Source organism: Vibrio sp. OY15 (assembly GCF_000742455.1).
In the GTDB taxonomy this organism is placed as follows: Bacteria; Pseudomonadota; Gammaproteobacteria; order Enterobacterales; family Vibrionaceae; genus Vibrio; species Vibrio alginolyticus.
Map to the genome: position 1 here is coordinate 552167 of NZ_JPIL01000001.1, position 16440 is coordinate 568606.

The 16440-nt window shown below is 45.5% G+C and carries 14 protein-coding genes; 5 read left to right on the forward strand and 9 right to left on the reverse strand.

Going from position 1 to position 16440, the window contains the following annotated elements; genetic code table 11:
* Positions 1 to 29 precede the first annotated feature (29 nt).
* Positions 30 to 1373: a sodium/glutamate symporter gene (locus IJ23_RS02400; protein WP_033905243.1), complete on the reverse strand. Its 1344-nt coding sequence runs from the start codon at positions 1371 to 1373 to the stop codon at positions 30 to 32.
* A 426-nt stretch (positions 1374 to 1799) separates the two neighbouring features.
* A complete protein-coding gene (locus tag IJ23_RS02405) occupies positions 1800 to 2678 on the reverse strand; it encodes a LysR family transcriptional regulator (protein WP_005377700.1) in 879 nt (292 codons plus the stop codon).
* Positions 2679 to 2781: 103 nt separating this feature from the next.
* Here IJ23_RS02405 and IJ23_RS02410 point away from each other — a divergent pair, with 103 nt between their 5' ends.
* Positions 2782 to 3069 (forward strand): putative quinol monooxygenase, encoded by a 288-nt coding sequence (locus IJ23_RS02410; RefSeq protein WP_005377698.1) that lies wholly within the window; start codon positions 2782 to 2784, stop codon positions 3067 to 3069.
* 11 nt (positions 3070 to 3080) lie between these two features.
* Positions 3081 to 4058, forward strand: a complete 978-nt coding sequence (locus tag IJ23_RS02415; protein WP_033905244.1) for a Gfo/Idh/MocA family protein — start codon at positions 3081 to 3083, stop codon at positions 4056 to 4058.
* 83 nt (positions 4059 to 4141) lie between these two features.
* On the opposite strand, the gene IJ23_RS02420 is transcribed toward IJ23_RS02415, so the two are convergent.
* On the reverse strand, positions 4142 to 4828 hold the full coding sequence (locus tag IJ23_RS02420; RefSeq protein ID WP_005377694.1) for a DNA-3-methyladenine glycosylase I: 687 nt from the start codon (positions 4826 to 4828) through the stop codon (positions 4142 to 4144).
* Between the two features lie 86 nt (positions 4829 to 4914).
* Here IJ23_RS02420 and IJ23_RS02425 point away from each other — a divergent pair, with 86 nt between their 5' ends.
* Positions 4915 to 5109, forward strand: coding sequence for a hypothetical protein (locus tag IJ23_RS02425; protein WP_005377692.1), 195 nt, complete (start codon positions 4915 to 4917; stop codon positions 5107 to 5109).
* 85 nt (positions 5110 to 5194) lie between these two features.
* On the opposite strand, the gene IJ23_RS02430 is transcribed toward IJ23_RS02425, so the two are convergent.
* Genes IJ23_RS02430 through IJ23_RS02440 form a run of 3 tightly spaced genes read right to left on the reverse strand, consistent with a single transcriptional unit; the run spans position 5195 to position 10672 of the window.
* On the reverse strand, positions 5195 to 8020 hold the full coding sequence (locus IJ23_RS02430) for an Hsp70 family protein (RefSeq protein ID WP_033905245.1): 2826 nt from the start codon (positions 8018 to 8020) through the stop codon (positions 5195 to 5197).
* Between the two features lie 55 nt (positions 8021 to 8075).
* A complete protein-coding gene (locus tag IJ23_RS02435; protein WP_033905246.1) occupies positions 8076 to 10040 on the reverse strand; it encodes an Hsp70 family protein in 1965 nt (654 codons plus the stop codon).
* On the reverse strand, positions 10040 to 10672 hold the full coding sequence (locus IJ23_RS02440; RefSeq protein ID WP_033905247.1) for a DUF2760 domain-containing protein: 633 nt from the start codon (positions 10670 to 10672) through the stop codon (positions 10040 to 10042). The genes IJ23_RS02435 and IJ23_RS02440 overlap by 1 nt, the downstream gene beginning before the upstream one ends.
* Before the next feature lie 291 nt (positions 10673 to 10963).
* Between IJ23_RS02440 and IJ23_RS02445 the strand changes: the two genes are divergently transcribed.
* Both IJ23_RS02445 and IJ23_RS02450 read left to right on the forward strand, forming a co-directional pair.
* The gene (locus IJ23_RS02445) at positions 10964 to 12505 is read left to right on the forward strand and encodes a sensor domain-containing diguanylate cyclase (protein ID WP_005377686.1); all 1542 of its coding nucleotides are present in this window, start codon (positions 10964 to 10966) and stop codon (positions 12503 to 12505) included.
* An 83-nt stretch (positions 12506 to 12588) separates the two neighbouring features.
* On the forward strand, positions 12589 to 13119 hold the full coding sequence (locus IJ23_RS02450; RefSeq protein ID WP_033905248.1) for a 3'-5' exonuclease: 531 nt from the start codon (positions 12589 to 12591) through the stop codon (positions 13117 to 13119).
* 241 nt (positions 13120 to 13360) lie between these two features.
* Here IJ23_RS02450 and IJ23_RS02455 read toward each other — a convergent pair whose 3' ends face one another.
* From IJ23_RS02455 to IJ23_RS02465, 3 genes are all read right to left on the reverse strand, one after another.
* Positions 13361 to 13801, reverse strand: a complete 441-nt coding sequence (locus IJ23_RS02455) for a tellurite resistance TerB family protein (protein ID WP_017820644.1) — start codon at positions 13799 to 13801, stop codon at positions 13361 to 13363.
* A gap of 189 nt (positions 13802 to 13990) precedes the next feature.
* Entirely contained in the window at positions 13991 to 15931 is a 1941-nt protein-coding gene (locus IJ23_RS02460; RefSeq protein WP_033905249.1) for an alkaline phosphatase D family protein, read from the reverse strand.
* A 9-nt stretch (positions 15932 to 15940) separates the two neighbouring features.
* A complete protein-coding gene (locus tag IJ23_RS02465) occupies positions 15941 to 16291 on the reverse strand; it encodes a hypothetical protein (protein WP_017634942.1) in 351 nt (116 codons plus the stop codon).
* Between the last annotated feature and the right edge of the window lie 149 nt (positions 16292 to 16440).

A 16440-nucleotide genomic window follows, 5' to 3' on the forward strand; every position in this document is an offset into this window, starting at 1 on the left:
AGAGGATAAAATCCTCCCGAGTATAGCGACTAAGATTCGTGTGTCAGAGCACTGCTGTTACGTTTAAAAATGAATCGCCAAATAAATAAGACAATTGCGATGTAACCTAATCCTACACCAAGCGCTTGCCAGTGCATGCCGTTATATATCGCGATTGGCATCAAAGAGATGATGAAGATGTCAGTGATTGAGCCAGGGACATAAGCGATGGCGTAATCATCAAGCACCTTGCTACGCATTTTTGGATCAACAATACGAAGCAACGCAATACCCATGGCAACTGTACCGGTTAACCAACCCCAAGAGAAAATGCCTTTCTCGAACCAATCTTCTCCCATGATACGTGGGGCAACCCAGAAGATTAGCCATAGTGTGAAGGCGATACCGCCGATTGCAAGCACTACCATCGGCATTAAATACTGGGCTAGGACGGTAATCTTGATGGCTGAGATACCAAAGATAATCAAATAATCGGTACTGATGCCCGCAGCGTGTTTGAATGCACCGTCACAAAGATAGCGTGAAGCTTTCGTTTGTTTCGCGACGATTCGCACGAGCATGCCGCCAAGGAAGCCAGTTACAAACGTCGGGATCTGCACCTTATCGTGGAAAGAAGACAAGTAGTTGGCGGCGACATAAGAGAAAGCGGTTACGACAACCACTAACGCAGCGTGAATCGCGAAAGAATCAACCGACAGGGAAGACATGGTGTCTTTCATTACCGGTTCTTGATCATCAGGCTTAACAAGGCCTTTGCGTTCGTGTTCGTCCATGCTGTCGAAGGTCGTAAAGCTACGAATCCAACCCATCTTCAATGCGAATTGCAGCATGAGCATGCCGACAGAAATCGAGATGAAAATACCCACGGTTGCGAACGTTAAGCCAAGTGTGAAGCCATCTTCCCAGCCAAGCCCCGTGAAGATTTCACCAACAACAGATGCAGAGCCATGTCCGCCCATAAAGCCCGCAGACATTGTCACACCAAAGCCAGGATTAATCTCTGGCCAGAAGAAGGTTGTGAGAACTAGACCAAACATTGCTGCAAACAACCACTGAGAAACAGAAGCGATTTGGTTAAACGCCCACAATGAGCCAGCACGCTGTGCGACGGTTTTAGGTGATGGAACATCCGTTGCCAGACCTAACGCAGAAAAAAGTGCAGCAGTTAATAGGCTTGCGTTAGCGGTAAACGTATCGGTCCAAGGCAGTACGTCTAACAGGGCTGGTCCAAAAAATAGACCGAATAATCCTGCGAGAACCGCCGATGGAATGTACATACGCTGTAGTAATGGCGCGTGAACGCGAATGACTTTTGCCAAAATCAATAGTAAGCCAGCGATGGCTAAGTCAGTCAGCATTAGACCTTTAGGCATCTTATCCTCCAGTAAATGCAGTCAAGGGGTAGCGTCCTTGTGACCTACCTTGAATAAAAATCTCTCTCAAGCCAAAAAGTCACATACGTGACTAAAAGCGTTGAGAAATCAATGTCGTTTTCATAAGCAAAGGAATGTGCTTATGCAATTTGAAATGAGTGTAAATGTTGTGATTGCACACGAACAGGAAGAGAAATTAGATTAAATTTCTCGATATTTTTTTGATAGTTCACTCAGGAAAGGCGGCAATCCTAGTCACTTTGTCAGAGCAATGCAATTGGTGTGAATCAATAAATTATGCCTAGTTAATGGGTGTCTCTGACTAACAACATGAAAAATAAAGACAATTAACAAGCAATAATATTTGTCATATCGACAATAAAAGTTAATTAAATGGTTAAATTGTCGCCGCTTTATGGGGTGACGTTATGGATTCACATGAGAAAGAATAAAATCGACCAAGGTACGGTTTTTAAGGGAAAGCTGTTTTGAACGGTAAAGCAGGTGGATCGGTTTTGGCTTGGGAGCATGTTGCTGGAGAATTTCTACCAAGGCACCAGATTGGATTTCCTGCTCAACTAAGATCTTTGGTTGCATAAGAACACCAGAGCTTTTTAACGCGGCGAACTTAAGTACATCGCCATTGTTAGACGTTAATCGGGTGTTGCTGTTTCCAAAGGTATTAGATGGCATGTTCACCACTTGTTGGCTTTCTCCTTGGTGATACTGAAACCCCAAACAATGATGGTGTGCTAAGTCATCAAGTGATTGGATAGGGGCATGTTGCTCAAGGTAAGAGGGTGAGGCGCAGTAAGTCATGTGGTATTCACCCAATTTTCTCGCGACTAACGACGAATCGACCAACTCACCGATTCGAATAATCACGTCAGCTTCGCTTCGATATGGGTCAATCAAATTGTTGTCCAACATTAGCTCAACGTTCAAATCGGGAAATTCAGCTAAGAAGTCAGCCACGATAGGAGCAATGACCTTTTTGCCATACGTGACAGGGCAGTTAACTTTTACAGTTCCGGTTGGACGGTTGATCAGCGTCTGGATCAGGTTCTCTGCGTTGGTGATGTCTTCAATAATGCGGTGGCACTCTTGATAGTAGAGTCTGCCAGCTTCGGTCAGGGACTGTTTGCGCGTGGTGCGATGAATTAGCTGTGTACCTAAGCTTTGCTCAAGAAAGCTCACGTGCTTGCCAACCATGGTCGGTGAAATATCAAAGTGGTGTGCTGCATTACGAAAGCTGCCGTGTTCGACCACGTAAGCGAAAACCTTCATGCTTGTTAATTTATCCATTACACACCCAGAGTTGATAAAGAAATAACTAAAGCAGAGTTTATCAATCAAATGAGGTTAATTACAGTGGACGTATGATTAAGAATGGAGAAAGAGAGCCATCATGAGCGAGACGATTTTTGTTACCGCCGAACTGAAAATGAATGCCGATAAGCCAAGACAACAAGTGGTTGAAGCCATTGAACAATTTTGCCTTGATATGCAAAGCGAAGCGGGGTGCTTGCAAGCGAATGCGACCTACGATTCTACAGAACCACAACGTGTGATTCTTTGGGAGCGATATGAAAACCGCACCGCGATTGAAGCGCATTTTGCTATGCCGCATACACAAGCGTTTATTGCTGCTGAAGTGGCAGAGTTAGTCCAAGCATTCGAAACCCAAGCTCAATAGGAGAGGCGAACATGAAATGGGGCATTTTAGGCACAAGCTTTATCTCAGGTGTCATGGCTGAAGCAATCCAAGGCGATGACAAGAGTGAACTGTACGCGGTTGCTGGGCGTTCGGAGCAGAACTTAAAGACATTCGCTGAGCAATATGGCATCGAGAATACGTTCACCGATTACGATGCGTTGATTGCTGATGAGCAAGTCGACATTATTTACATCGCACTGCCAAATCACCTTCATCATGACTTTATCGTCAAAGCGGCAGAGCAGGGGAAAGCGATCCTGTGTGAAAAGTCACTGTCGGTAGATATGGAAAAAACCGAGTTGGCACTAAAAGCAGTCGAAACGCACAAGGTATTCTTTGCTGAAGGTTTGATGTACTTGCATCACCCGTTGATCAGCGAGTTGGTTTCTGTGCTTAAATCAGGAGAGATTGGTGAACTTCGCTCGATTCATACTTCTTATATAGCGTCGATTGCGCAGTTTGTGAATCCAGACAGTAAAGGTGCTTTGTATAACTTAGGTTGCTACCCAATATCATTAGTGCATTTGGTGGTGAAAACCATGTTGGGTGAACAAGCCTTTGGAAACCGCTTTATGACGGCGATTGGCCGAAGAGGCCATGACGGTAATATCTGTGAATCGAGCTTAATGATGCAATTTGGTGAGCAACAAACGGCGATCGTACACACTGCCGAAGATCACGGATTGAAACACCAATTCACCATTCTGGGTAGCAAAGGCTGTATTACGTTAGATTCAAACCCATGGCTACCAACGCAAGAAAACCAGTTTAGTGTGGAAATTTACGAGACGTCGAAGCGCGAGGTGTCTGTATCGGCAGCTGGAGACGCTTTCTTCTATCAAGTGCGCAATATTCGCCAAGCGGTTGAAGCAGGGCGTACATCGTTAGAGAACCCTTGTGCAACATGGGAAGACTCTCACCGTATTATGCAGCTACTGACTGAGTGGGAATCACTGGCTTCAAAGTAAGTCTGTACTTGAACCAATGAACATAAAAACGGCGCACTAAATCCAATATTTGGTGCGCCGTTTTGTTTTGGGTTCAGTCTCTGTTAAATGCGATTATCGCCGGTGCTGAACGCAATGATTTGGCTGATCTCAGACAGGCTTCTACCACTTTCTTGCTGCCATTGAACAAACGCTTTGTTGGTTGCATCGAGCGATTTTTTCGTATCTTTGCCACCTTCAATGATCTTGCAATTACGCAGGTAAGCTTCCACGTCGCTAGACAAGATAAAGGTATCAACGCCCATTTGACGAAGTGTGTAAGGGCCAGTATTTCCGCCTAGGCGATTGCCGCGTTTCTTCAAATACGCCCATAGGTCGGTGATTTTCTCTTGCGGCCAATCAGCAACCATTTTGCCAAACGAGCCATATTCGATTTTTGCTTCGTGGATCATACGAGCGTTGGCAGGAATCGACATGACTTTAGTGAGGTGGCGAATGATGCGTTTGTCGGTTGCTTTGGTTTCCCATTGCTCATCTGACAGCATCAATAGCGGCTCAATCTTAAACCCAAAGAACACTTCTTCGAAGTTCGGCCACTTGTTGCGAACCACGCTCCACGAAATCCCACTTTGGAATACCTTCATCGAAAAAGCGGCTAGCCAACGGTCGTCGGGAATCGCTGCCAATTCTTCTTTGCTTAGTGGATGAGACAAAAGCGCTTCAAGTTGATCTTCACCACCTTTACGCTCGGCAGCGCGCTGATAAATCGCGTCAAATTTTTCGATACTCATAAAAGAAGTTAGTCCTAGTTTATGTCGATATTTGTGAAACATACTACGCTTAAGTGGCTGAATCGTAAATTGATGGAGTGTCACAAATGAAGAAGGTCACATTAACGTTTGTCGGGGAAGGTTCGGATCGTATTGCAGAAAAATTCTATGCGTGGATGACGGACGGTGGGTTAGAAGACAGCATGATTGAGAATTTATCTGACCGTGAAATCTCAGTTGTCGGCATTAGTGACATGGATAATGAAACGCGTGATGTGGTGATCAATACGGAAATGAACTAACGAGTCGTTTTTCGTCAGCTATTAGAATCAGATAAAACAAAGCCCTTCACGAGAAGGGCTTTGTTGCGTTTATAAGCGTGAGAGCCTAGTTATTTACCAGCGTCAGACCGCTTGGTAGTGCATCACCGAAGATACGCTTCGATTCGCTCTCAGATAGCTCTTTGACTTCTTCAACCAGTGATACCCAAGATTCAGGTACCTTGCTTTGCTTCAACTTAGCCAGTACCTGCTCACGGTAGTCGTCTGAGATATCGAATAGGCGGTCGCCCGTCTTACGACAAATCATTACGGCTGCGAAAGCGATCATTGGCTCTTTCTGCCAGTTCTGCTCTAGCAGCTTAGGCAACCACTGTTCCGCTTGTTCACGAGGAACGACGTTATGCTGACTGCCATATAAAGGCGTACGTGATGCCAAGCGACCCATTGCCCACCAGTGTGCTTGTTCGAACTGGTTATGGTTGATGGCTTTGCTCAAGAACCACGTTGCCAATAGAACTTTGTCTTCGACTTCTAAATGCTCCAGAGAGGCAGACAAGCGCACCATCGACTCGTAACCCATATCTTGTGCCGCTTTGGCGGATTGTGGGTTTTTCATCGCACCAGGATGTAGGTATTTCGCGATGTCCGCCAAGATGGTCTCTTGTTGCTCTTGGCTTAAACCACCGGCAATACGACGCCAGAACACCCACCAGTCGGTCCAACCTTGATGGTTCTTAAACTGAATGTTTTGTTGGTAGAGACCCCAAACTTGCTCAATACGCCATGAGTCGGTTGGATCGCCAAAGCCCGGACGCAGTGCAAAGCCAGCCAAACGAAGCCAGTTTTTCTCGTGTTGTTCTGAACGGCGGCGACGCTTACGACCTTGTGCAAAGGTATCGAACAGTTGACGTAGGGTCGTGAAATCCCATTCATCGCGTTTGCCAAGTTTCTTCTCAAGATCTTTGGCTAAGGTTTTGATCTCTTTGCTTTCCGCGCTTTTCTTATTACCGCTGTAAAGGCGAGCGATCAGCTCCTTACATTCGTTCAACTTAGGGTGAAGTTTAACTTGCTCGCTGTCATCGGTTTGCTTGTTACGAACTTCGAATTCTAGCTCCCAACGTTTGTTGTCGTCTTCTGCGCTGACACATTCCATCTTAAGCGTGCCGACTTCAGTCAACTGACACGCCAGTTGTACTTCTACGCGCTCTTTTTGGTTGGCTTGCAGTTCGGCACCTTCACCTTCAAGGGTGGTGATATAAGGTGGCAGAGGAGCAAATAAGTCGGGGTCAACGTCAACCATCACGCCGTTTTGAATAGCGGTGTTATTGGTTAAGGTGTCGTGGGTAGAAGTCAGCAGGTTAAAGCGAACAGGTTCACCTAGGGTAAGCGAGAAACGACGACCACTTAAGCGGATCTCGTGACCTTCTTCTGTCCCTTTTGCAAGCAAACAGAGCGCTTTGCCCATCTTGTTCTTTTCTTGAAGATGCAAGAAGTAAGAACGCGCTGCACCACCACCAATTTTTAGCTGTGCACCACGACGTGCTTTACCAAACGCAACAGCACCTAGTGCAACAGACCAATCTGGATGTGGGTTATCTAATACCGTAACCGGAGCGCCGCGCCAATCGGACAGTAGGGTAGTGACTCGCTCAGTCACAAGTTCACTATTGAACACACCACCGTTAAGTAGCAAACCTACCGGAATTGCATTTTGTTTGTCGTCTTTAATGCCGAGAGCGGCACGAGCAACTTGTTGGTGCTGAGTTAAGAACTCGGCAACGTGTTTGCTCACAGCTGGGTCAGCAACGTATGGAAGACCAAACTCGACGACGGCGCTGCGGCGCTTGTCCGGCACTTCACTGAAATCAGAAAGCGGGAAGAAGCCATCTAAAGCGATTTGGTGCACTTCTTGTTTGCTCAGCCCAATACTCTTTGTTCCGCCAAGAAGTTTCGAGCCGCTGCCCAGCATGGTGATCTTCACTTCTTCAGGTGCACTCGCTGAAAGCAAGTTTTCTTTCGCTTTGCGAGTTTGCTGAATCAGCTTAGTCAGGCTTGCAGCAGTGAGCTTCTTACTTTGTTCCCCTTTATTTTGAGAAAGGCGGCTCTCCGCAAGGTGCGCTAATGCTAAGTCGAGGTTGTCACCGCCCAGCATTAAGTGTTCGCCAACACCAATACGATCAAGGGCTAGTTCATCTTGAGAAGAGAAACTGGCTTCAATCAAGCTCAAGTCGGTAGTACCACCGCCCACATCACACACCAGAATCAGCGGTAACTCTTTGAGTTCATCAGCTGCGGTTTGCTGGTGGCGTGCGTACCAGTCGTAACATACGGCTTGTGGTTCTTCGAGCAGGACGATTTTCTTTAAACCAGCCAGCTGTGCAGCTTCAAGCGTGAGTTTACGAGCGGTTTCATCGAACGAAGCTGGAACGGTCACAACCACATCTTGGTCTTCTAGCTTATTGCTAGGGTGACGGTAGTTCCATGCTTGACGAATGTGGTTGAGGTAGCTTGCGCTGGCAATAACGGGTGAGACTTTATCTACGTCTTGCGCGCCCGCCCAAGGAAGAATGTCTGAACTACGATCCACTGCTTGGTGCGATAGCCAGCTTTTAGCACTGGATACCTGACGTCCTTCCACCTTCGCGCCTAATTCACGAGCCCATTCACCCACGATCACATTACTAATGTCGCCAGAGACAGGCTCGTTTTCCCAAGGGAGTGTTAGGTCAGAAGGGGAGATTTGACCAACCGCAGGGTGATAGCGGAAAGAGGGCAGCAATGGCTTACGAACCACTTCACCCGGGCCAATCAATTGATCGATGTCGAATAGGGATACTTCGGATTGTTCAAGGTTGTCGGTGATTTCACAGTACGCCACAACAGTGTTTGTGGTGCCAAGGTCAATACCAACAAGAAAACGAGGAGATGCCATACAAACCTTCGTGTATTTAAAAACGGCACCCGATTGGATGCCGTTTGATTTCTATTTATTCTTCTTCGTCTGAGTTGCTTTTCGCGTCTTCGCGCACATCGAACTCAACATGCCATTTTTGACCGTTATCAGCGGCAATGGCTTCTAAGTAAAGCGTACCAAGCTCTGTGACGCGAGAGGCTAGGGTTACTGGAACCACTTCACCTTCACGACGACCTTCAGATACAGGCAGCGTTACTTGGATTTCTGGAAGCTCTTCAAGCTCTTCTGGTGCCCAGTAGTCTAGGTGAGTACCTGCTAGGTCATCACGACGAACCGTTGAGCCGAAGAATTGGAAGTTAACTGGCTGGCCGATGATCAAACCAAACTCTTGGCTTGGTACGTCAACGCTTGAGCCTTCTTCCATACCAAATGGTGCAACACAAAGTGCTTCCATTGGCGGCGCCATGCCCGGAATAGCTGGCATCGCACTTTCGATACCCACGTAGTACGCCGAAGCAATACCACCACGGATACGAACGCCCTGACCACGACGCACAGAGCCGTAGTAAGCCGCACCGCTAGCAACTGCAAGGTCTAGATCCACACCTGTTAGGCGTTTTGCCATTTCTGCATCTGCTTCAATTAGCCATTCGTTGATCGTGTCTTCTAGACGAGTTGCTAGAAGTTTCGATTTCAGAACACCACCGTTGAATAGGATTGCGGTTGGCTTGATGAAGTCAGCTGACTGCGCTGCATCCGAACCTGGCATACCAGGCATGTTAGCGAATGGGTTGAAATCTTGAGCTGCTGCTTCTGCGCCATTTCCTGAAGTAGAAAGAGCATTGGCTTGCTTAGACAAGAACGCTGCAATGTGACGAGTAATGCCTGCATCTTGTGCGTAAGGCAGACCCATTTGCGTTAGTGCTCCACGGTTACGTTGAACAGGGTGGTCAGTAATTGCAACTTGAGGGAAGAAGCCATCAACCAGTGTTTGTTGTACTTCTTCTTGAGTCAGTTCTGTTTTCAGCGTTGCGCCAAGCAGTTTAGAACCACGGCTTGGTACTACGATTGGCACTGACTGAAGTTCGCTGTCGTTCAATAACGCTTCTTTCGCGTCACGACATGCGTGTGTCATTGCCTGAACTTGCCATGGCTGTAGCTCTTTGCCTTCTTGCGCTAGCTTCATTTTCAAGCGGTACGCAAGTGCAAGATCCATGTTGTCACCGCCAAGTAGGATGTGTTCACCTACCGCGATGCGTTTCAGAGTTAGGTTGCCGTCGTCTTCAGTTACTTCAACCAAAGAAAGGTCGGTTGTACCACCACCGATATCGACCACAAGCACGATGTCGCCAACTTCAACTTCATCGCGCCATTTGTCATTGCTGTTATCGATCCAGTTGTAAAGCGCAGCTTGTGGCTCTTCTAGAAGCGTTAGGTGCACAAACCCAACGTTGCGTGCTGCTTCGGCTGTTAGATCACGAGCAGCAGGATCGAAAGAAGCAGGAACCGTAATAGTCACGTCTTGATCGGCAAGGTTGTGATTTGGATTGGTGTGATTCCAAGCGTCTTTTAGGTGCTCTAGGTAAAGCTCTGTCGCGCGAAGAGGGGATACTTTTTCCACTTCTTCTGGGCTACCTGCTGGCAGGAAAGCATCACGACGGTTTACACCAGCGTGGCAAAGCCAAGATTTCGCACTTGCCACAAGGCGAATTGGTGTTTTTGAACCTAGGTTACGTGCAATTGCACCAACCAGCGCTTTTGGCTCGCTCGACCACGGAAGAACGCGTGATTGCGGGTTCATTTCGTGCTCGTGTGGTTGGTAAAGGAAAGAGCCTAACTGGCTACGAGTCTCTACCGTACCCGGCGCAGTCAACTGCGGGATTGGCATCACTTCAACGCGAGCGTCTTCGTTGTGTGTATCAACAAAAGACATAACACAGTGTGTTGTACCTAAGTCGATACCAACACTGAATTTAGGCGTCTGTTGAGTTTCAACAGACGCTTCTTGAGAATGGTTTTCTTGGTTCATGTGTTCCATTACAGCTCAACCTCAGCTGGAGCGATCACAGATGCATCGTAGTTCTCAGCAAGTTTAGGCAACGTCATTGATGTTGCTTTCCAGCCTTTGTGAACTAGCGTGCCGTTGAATGGCGCGCTGCCTGTTACGTTGCCAGTTAGGCGGATTTGTTGTGGGTTGAAGCCTTCTTCAACCGTAATGCGAGTTTCTTCGTCTTCGTTACGAACGTGCGCTAGCGTCACGTAGTCGTTCAGTACTTTCTGACCGCCAGTGTGGATTACGCGAGCAGCTGCGCCTACTTCTTCATCAGAGAATGACGTTAGGTCTTCTTTTAGGAAGTCAATCAGACGAGCTTCTTGTTGCATGATAGAAAGCAGCTGCATTGCAGAGTCCGTTGATGCGGTTGCAAGTTTTGATTCAACTTCTACAACACGCTCTACGACTTTCTCTACTTCCACTACTTTTTCTACTTCAACGATCTTCTCAACTGGTTTCTCAACCTCGACGATTTTCTCGACTGGTTTTTCTACCACTTTCTCGACCACTTTTGATTTGCGCGACACTGCAACTAGAAGAAGCAAAACGCTCGATGCGGTTAGGCCTGCGTGAAGCATATCGAACGTTTGAGGAATTAGGTTCAAATCAATGTTCATGACGTTTTTTCTCTTTCTATTGATTTATTGGTGCTCAGTATTGGCTCATATTTGTTCACTAAAACGATCGTCTTTGCGATCTTGCACCAAGTTTAGACATTAAAATGATGACGGATGGTAGCATATTCAAGGCTTAAGGCTGTAATAATTCGTGACTATACCGTACGAACAGAGTGAAAAATCGACGATCAGACTCCCCAATATAGGTTGTTGCTTGATGTTTGTGCATTGCTAACGCAGTATTTCAATAGATCCCGAAGTTTAACTTACGGAAGTATCAAAAATTACGATATGACACAAAGCACCGCTCATAAGAGCTTTATAAAACGACATTCAGACTCTATTTTAGCTTTTTTGGCGACTTTATGTGTCACTGCTGGTGTAGTTGGTGCTGCTTATACAATGCAGCAACGGTATACACAGACGACGTTTGATACTTTAGCCGACCGACAAGCAGAATCACTTAAAGCAAACGTCGAGAATGATCTAAAGTTCATTGGTGCGGGCGCAAACTTTTTCCATTCGATTGAGCGAAGCTATTGGCCATCGTTTCCGATGTATGCGGAACAAGTGATTAACAGCTCGCGAAGTCTCATTGGACTTCAATGGATGCAAAAGGTCGAATTCGAAGATCTTGATGAACATATTTTAAAGACCCGTCAAAAATTTCCAAACTTCCAACCGTTTACCGTTCCTAAAGATGGTCCCAAAACCTACGGGTACATTTTTGAACACAATGAGCCAATTTTTATCGCGTCGGATATCTACCCAAGAACACCGGAAAACCTTTCTCTATTGGGTTTCTATTTTTCGCGCAAACGCTTCGATTTAATCTTGGATGATATTTCCGAAAATGGGCGAGCGAATGTCTCGGATAAAGTTCGCTTACTGCAAGATGGTTATGACAAGTCCATACCTAAGACTGGGTTGCTGGTGTTCCATCCAGTGTTCGACTTCGAGAACAAATATTTATTAGGAGTAGTGACCGGTGTTATCCGAAGTACGGTTTACTTTGAGGATTTGATTACGAAAACCGCGACGGAGCTCGATATGTCGGTGCGCGTAGAAGATTTGGGATTCGACGCAGCAGATGACCCTGTTCTCTTTCAAAGTGCTAGCTGGGATAACATTCGAGGAACCGTTATAAGCCGAACCATTCAACTGCCTAACCGTGAATGGCGTATTGACTTTAAACTTTCTGACGCAGTCTCAGCTTGGGAGCGTTCTATTTTAGCGGGCACGACGCTAGCCGGATTGGTAATCGCCTTTTTGATCAGTTGGATTGTGAATTTACAGTCTCGAGAAAAAGAGCGCTTAGCGGTCATGTTGGAGCTCAAAACCGTTGAATTAAAAAGAATGGCAGAGCGAGACCCTCTAACTCAACTACTGAATCGCCGAGCATTCAACGATCACTTGCTTAATCAGATAAACAAAGGTGTTAACTTCGCCTTGGTTGGTTTTGATATCGACCACTTCAAAGTGATTAATGACAAACACGGCCATTTAGGTGGAGATGAAGCGTTGCAACATGTCACTAAGCTGGTCAGTGCTAATTTAAAACCGGGAGATAAGTTTTACCGCGCTGGTGGTGACGAGTTTTGTATTATTTCTAAAGTCATTGATAGAGCAGTGCTAGAAGCTTACCTAGAAAAGTTACGGAGTGTTGTGGCAAGTACGGCTTTTGATTATGGTGATGCGTCAATCATCTGTACGTTGAGTATCGGTGCGGTTATCCATAAAGAAGAAGATCCTGAGAGCTTGTATCACAAAATGGACAGTCAACTCTATTTGAGTAAAAAAAACGGCCGTAATAATGTGTCGATCGGCGATTAAATGGGCGCACAAATTCGAGTTTTACGCCTTGTTACGATAGAATCGCACGCTTTAAATTTTTATGTTAGGAACCAAGGCAAACTATGAACCATAACCGTATTGTATGCTTCGATTTAGAAATGTGTTGCTGGAACGAAAATGGCGTCGGCAGCACGGGTGAAATTATCGAAGTGGGGTTAGCTGAAATAGATTTGTCTAAAGGTGAGATAGTCAAGCGTGCTCAATACTACGTGAAACCAGAACACGATGAAGTGTCTCTGTTTTGCGCTGAGTTAACGGGCATCACACCACGTAAGATTGAAAAACAAGGACGCCCACTAGAAGAAGTGCTTAAATCCATGGTTAAGAACTTCGGTGGTCGCAACAAAATCTTTGCATCTTGGGGGCGAGATGACCTCATTCTTCTAGAAGAGTGTAAGCAAAAAGGTATTGAAGCACCGTTCACAGAGTTCATCAACTTAGCGACACTCTACCGTATTCAAAATCGTCTTAAAGATAGACGTATAGGCCATCGAGCCGCTCAAGAAGCAAAAGGAATAGACTGGGAAGGGCGTCAACACTCTGGCTATGTAGATGCATACAACTTAGCTAAGCTTGCTTTGACCATGTTTTAGTTATTCGAACCTAGCTAGCTTGTAATTAAATAATCATCCAACCATTGTTGTTTTGTCATGCAGTCTGTTTAGTGTGGAAAGAGCTAAACACATACCTTGACCAGTATTTTAATAACAATGTCGTTGGCTTATTGAAAAACGCGCAGAGTGCGCGTTTTTTTATGGCTACAGAAGCGATATCTGTTGTCATTCTAGGGGTAGCTTAGAGTTAGCCAGCGACTTATATACTCATCTCGTCACTTTACTGAGACTGTAACTTCGCTCGAATGAACTCGCTGTGATCAACATAGAGTAGCTCTGCTGTTTTACGGATCACCGCGTCTTCTAGCGGGTCAATTTCGCCGTCTGCGTAAGCGACTTCCCACATGCTTTTGATTAAGTTGTAACGAGTTTCTTGAGTCAGTTCTCTTAGTTGAGAGGTAAAGTCGTACAGCGAAGCGGAATCTTTTATTTTCTGTTGCGCTTGCTCTAACAAAGTATTTGATTCTTCTTCATTTAACGAAAGCAGTTTCATCAATAAAGAGCGCTTTGTTTCTTGTTCTCTATCATCGACACTATGGTCTGCGCCAGAAACTTCACAAAGCAAACACGCGATAGCCATGTTAGGGGAAAGTGTGTTGGTTTGGCTTAAATCAGAGCCATCAATGAGTTGTTTAAATAATGATGTGAGAGAATTAAACATAATGAACACCGAGCTATTGTTTATTTGGTTAACATGGTAATAAATACGGAAGATCTCAAGGTGCGATACCAAATTTAGCACGCCGTTGACATTTAAGAACGGCCACTTTCTCCCCAAAAAAACTAAACTCCTGAGTTAGTTCAAGGTGACTTGCCTCTTACAAAGGGCAAGTCATTTTGGGATTGATACTCAGCTTTCAGCACGTGTCGGTGGAAAATGAACTTCGTCACCATCACTCGTCAGAATACTAATTTGACTTGGTTTGCCTTCATCATCAAGGCGTAGCTCACCAATGGCACTATGGTTAACCAAGCGATAAAAGTTGTGCGTACTTGGTGCGCGTTTGTAAATCTTGAGTCGTTTACGTTTTGTGAACCAGTTTAAAGGTGAGCGAGGGCTGTATAGCAGTCTATCTAGGCCATCACAAATATTGAGCAGTTGTGTAGGGAACTGATTTTTAATTCCACTACAGGTGATTTGATAGATATTCGGACTGTTTTTTCGATAGCGGAGCTTAATATCGTATGCAAAAGAGTAGTGTACGTCGCCAGAGAGAATAACAAAGTTAGTTGGTGTCTTTGTGTGTGTGAAAATACTAATAAGAGTATTCGCACTTCCGGGGTGAGCCATCCAGTTTTCAGCATCAACCATCAATGGTTTACCAAGCATGGTCACCACACGTTGTAGTGCTTCGATAAATTTCACACCAAACATTGGCGCGGCAGAAACAATAACAACTTTGTCTTGGTGCACGAGTTCTTGGTGGAACTCAATCATCGCTTCCCAGTCCATTAAGCCAGAAGGTTTGTTCATTTTAGACTCAGAACGCCAGCGTCTGGTTCGTGTATCTAGCACGACAACTTTTGGTGTCGTAGGAATGGTGTAGTGCCAATTCTCAAAGCGATACAAATATTGAATAAATGCATCTTGGGTTTGCGAGGTTCGCTCATCGATAAAGCGTTGAGCGAGGCTCATAAATTCATCATTGAATTTTTCTGGCGCATTTCCCCAACCTTGGCAAAGCCAGTAAGCAATCAAGCTATTACCGATAATGCGTTTTGCAAACGTGTTGCTGTATGCGGCTTGTTCCCAGCCTATGGTGAGATTCCAATCGTCGGTGACATCGTGATCATCAAAAATCATATAGGTTGGAATGTGAGCGAGTAAGCGTTGAACCTTGTCCAGACCTGCGACGAATTTATCAATTTGCTTTTTTTCTTCGCGCCATTGCTGCTGCCATTTGGGTTCAAGAACTTCTCCGCCGACAGTAAATTCGTTTTCTAACAAACGATCCGTTCGAACAAGCTTCCACAAGGTCGGAGACCAAACCAATAAGTACATTGCAAAGCACTCAGCAAAGCTTATTAGGTGATTCTCACACTCTTTGGCGCTGAATATTGGTGTCCCTCGGTGTGGAAAAAACTTACTTAGTAAACTGTCATCACTCACATAATGAGGCAACAATTTATCTCGACCATAATAGCAAGCAGGGTGTTGGTAGAGCTCATTGGTATTTTTTATCGGAGCTTGATCGAATTCTTCGCCTGGCAAACCCAATAAAGCTATGACTTGCTCAATGGCATCGAGAGTGGGGCCTGCAACATGGTCTGCATAGATTTGATCACCACTCATGATGAGCATATCCGGTCTTTCTTCAATGGATTGAGACGCGATTTTATGATCCGCAGCGACCAATGTATCATCACTGAAGTGATGGGGATTACGGCAAGAGCCATGTAGGAGATAATCCGCTTTTTCACTAACGAGGAACTCAATACCCAAGTTTGGCGTATTATCTCGCTCATAAGTCAGGTGAGGGAGCAGTTCCGTCACTAATCCATATTGCGTTTTTATTTGATAGCGTAACGCTTGATGGGTTGGAAACTCGCCTTCTAATTTAAGTAAGCAACACCACGCATTGAGGCCGATTTGAAGCTGTTCTTTTTGTTCACTTAAAGGGGCTTGATAAAGGATGGAGGCATTTTCATCCGTAATTTGCACCATACCCTCCAAGCGTTGGGTGGTGACTAGCCAAATATTGATTTCAGTTGCGGTCACTTTACGTAGGATCGGACCTGCAACGACAAGAGGAAGTGAAGAAATTTCAGTCGTGTTCATCAATGCTGGCAAAACGGCTCCTTATGTGTCAGCTTCTTCTTCTAATATTTCGATAACTTGCGAGCTACTAAGTTCATGTCCCATAAGGAACAAACCAAGCATCGCATCGGCTTTTGACGCGTTATTACTGTCTTCATCCAAAATTTGCTGAAGCCGAGTTCTAATTAGGTCGATTTCGTGTTCGACGAAGCCACGCCCTTCTTCGTCACCTTGACCATCTTCTGGTGCATTATCAAAGTGCAAAAACAACATGTCACCATCGAGTTGAGTCCCTATCAACCTCTCTGGCAGCCATGCTTCTCCCATCACAATGTCTGGGTCTGTGTCTGCGGGTAAATGATTCAAGGTAGAGATGAGTTCTGATGCTTTCACTTTTTACTTCATTATGTTTGATTTAGAACTAAGCTAGAGTTTAAGCGCTTGTTGTAATGGTAAAATATTCGCAAACAAGCTCACCTAGTCGTGCAATATTAATATGATCTTGGGACTCAAACTGTCACGAGGATGACAACATTTGCCAT

Excerpts from the sequence above, each read along its gene's own strand:
- IJ23_RS02420 (WP_005377694.1), bottom strand. The coding sequence starts at position 4,828 with ATGAGTATCGAAAAATTTGACGCGATTTATCAGCGCGCTGCCGAGCGT.
- IJ23_RS02410 (WP_005377698.1), top strand. The coding sequence starts at position 2,782 with ATGAGCGAGACGATTTTTGTTACCGCCGAACTGAAAATGAATGCCGAT.
- IJ23_RS02440 (WP_033905247.1), bottom strand. The coding sequence starts at position 10,672 with ATGAACATTGATTTGAACCTAATTCCTCAAACGTTCGATATGCTTCAC.
- IJ23_RS02400 (WP_033905243.1), bottom strand. The coding sequence starts at position 1,373 with ATGCCTAAAGGTCTAATGCTGACTGACTTAGCCATCGCTGGCTTACTA.
- IJ23_RS02430 (WP_033905245.1), bottom strand. The coding sequence starts at position 8,020 with ATGGCATCTCCTCGTTTTCTTGTTGGTATTGACCTTGGCACCACAAAC.
- IJ23_RS02425 (WP_005377692.1), top strand. The coding sequence starts at position 4,915 with ATGAAGAAGGTCACATTAACGTTTGTCGGGGAAGGTTCGGATCGTATT.
- IJ23_RS02445 (WP_005377686.1), top strand. The coding sequence starts at position 10,964 with ATGACACAAAGCACCGCTCATAAGAGCTTTATAAAACGACATTCAGAC.
- IJ23_RS02435 (WP_033905246.1), bottom strand. The coding sequence starts at position 10,040 with ATGGAACACATGAACCAAGAAAACCATTCTCAAGAAGCGTCTGTTGAA.
- IJ23_RS02405 (WP_005377700.1), bottom strand. The coding sequence starts at position 2,678 with ATGGATAAATTAACAAGCATGAAGGTTTTCGCTTACGTGGTCGAACAC.
- IJ23_RS02455 (WP_017820644.1), bottom strand. The coding sequence starts at position 13,801 with ATGTTTAATTCTCTCACATCATTATTTAAACAACTCATTGATGGCTCT.
- IJ23_RS02450 (WP_033905248.1), top strand. The coding sequence starts at position 12,589 with ATGAACCATAACCGTATTGTATGCTTCGATTTAGAAATGTGTTGCTGG.
- IJ23_RS02415 (WP_033905244.1), top strand. The coding sequence starts at position 3,081 with ATGAAATGGGGCATTTTAGGCACAAGCTTTATCTCAGGTGTCATGGCT.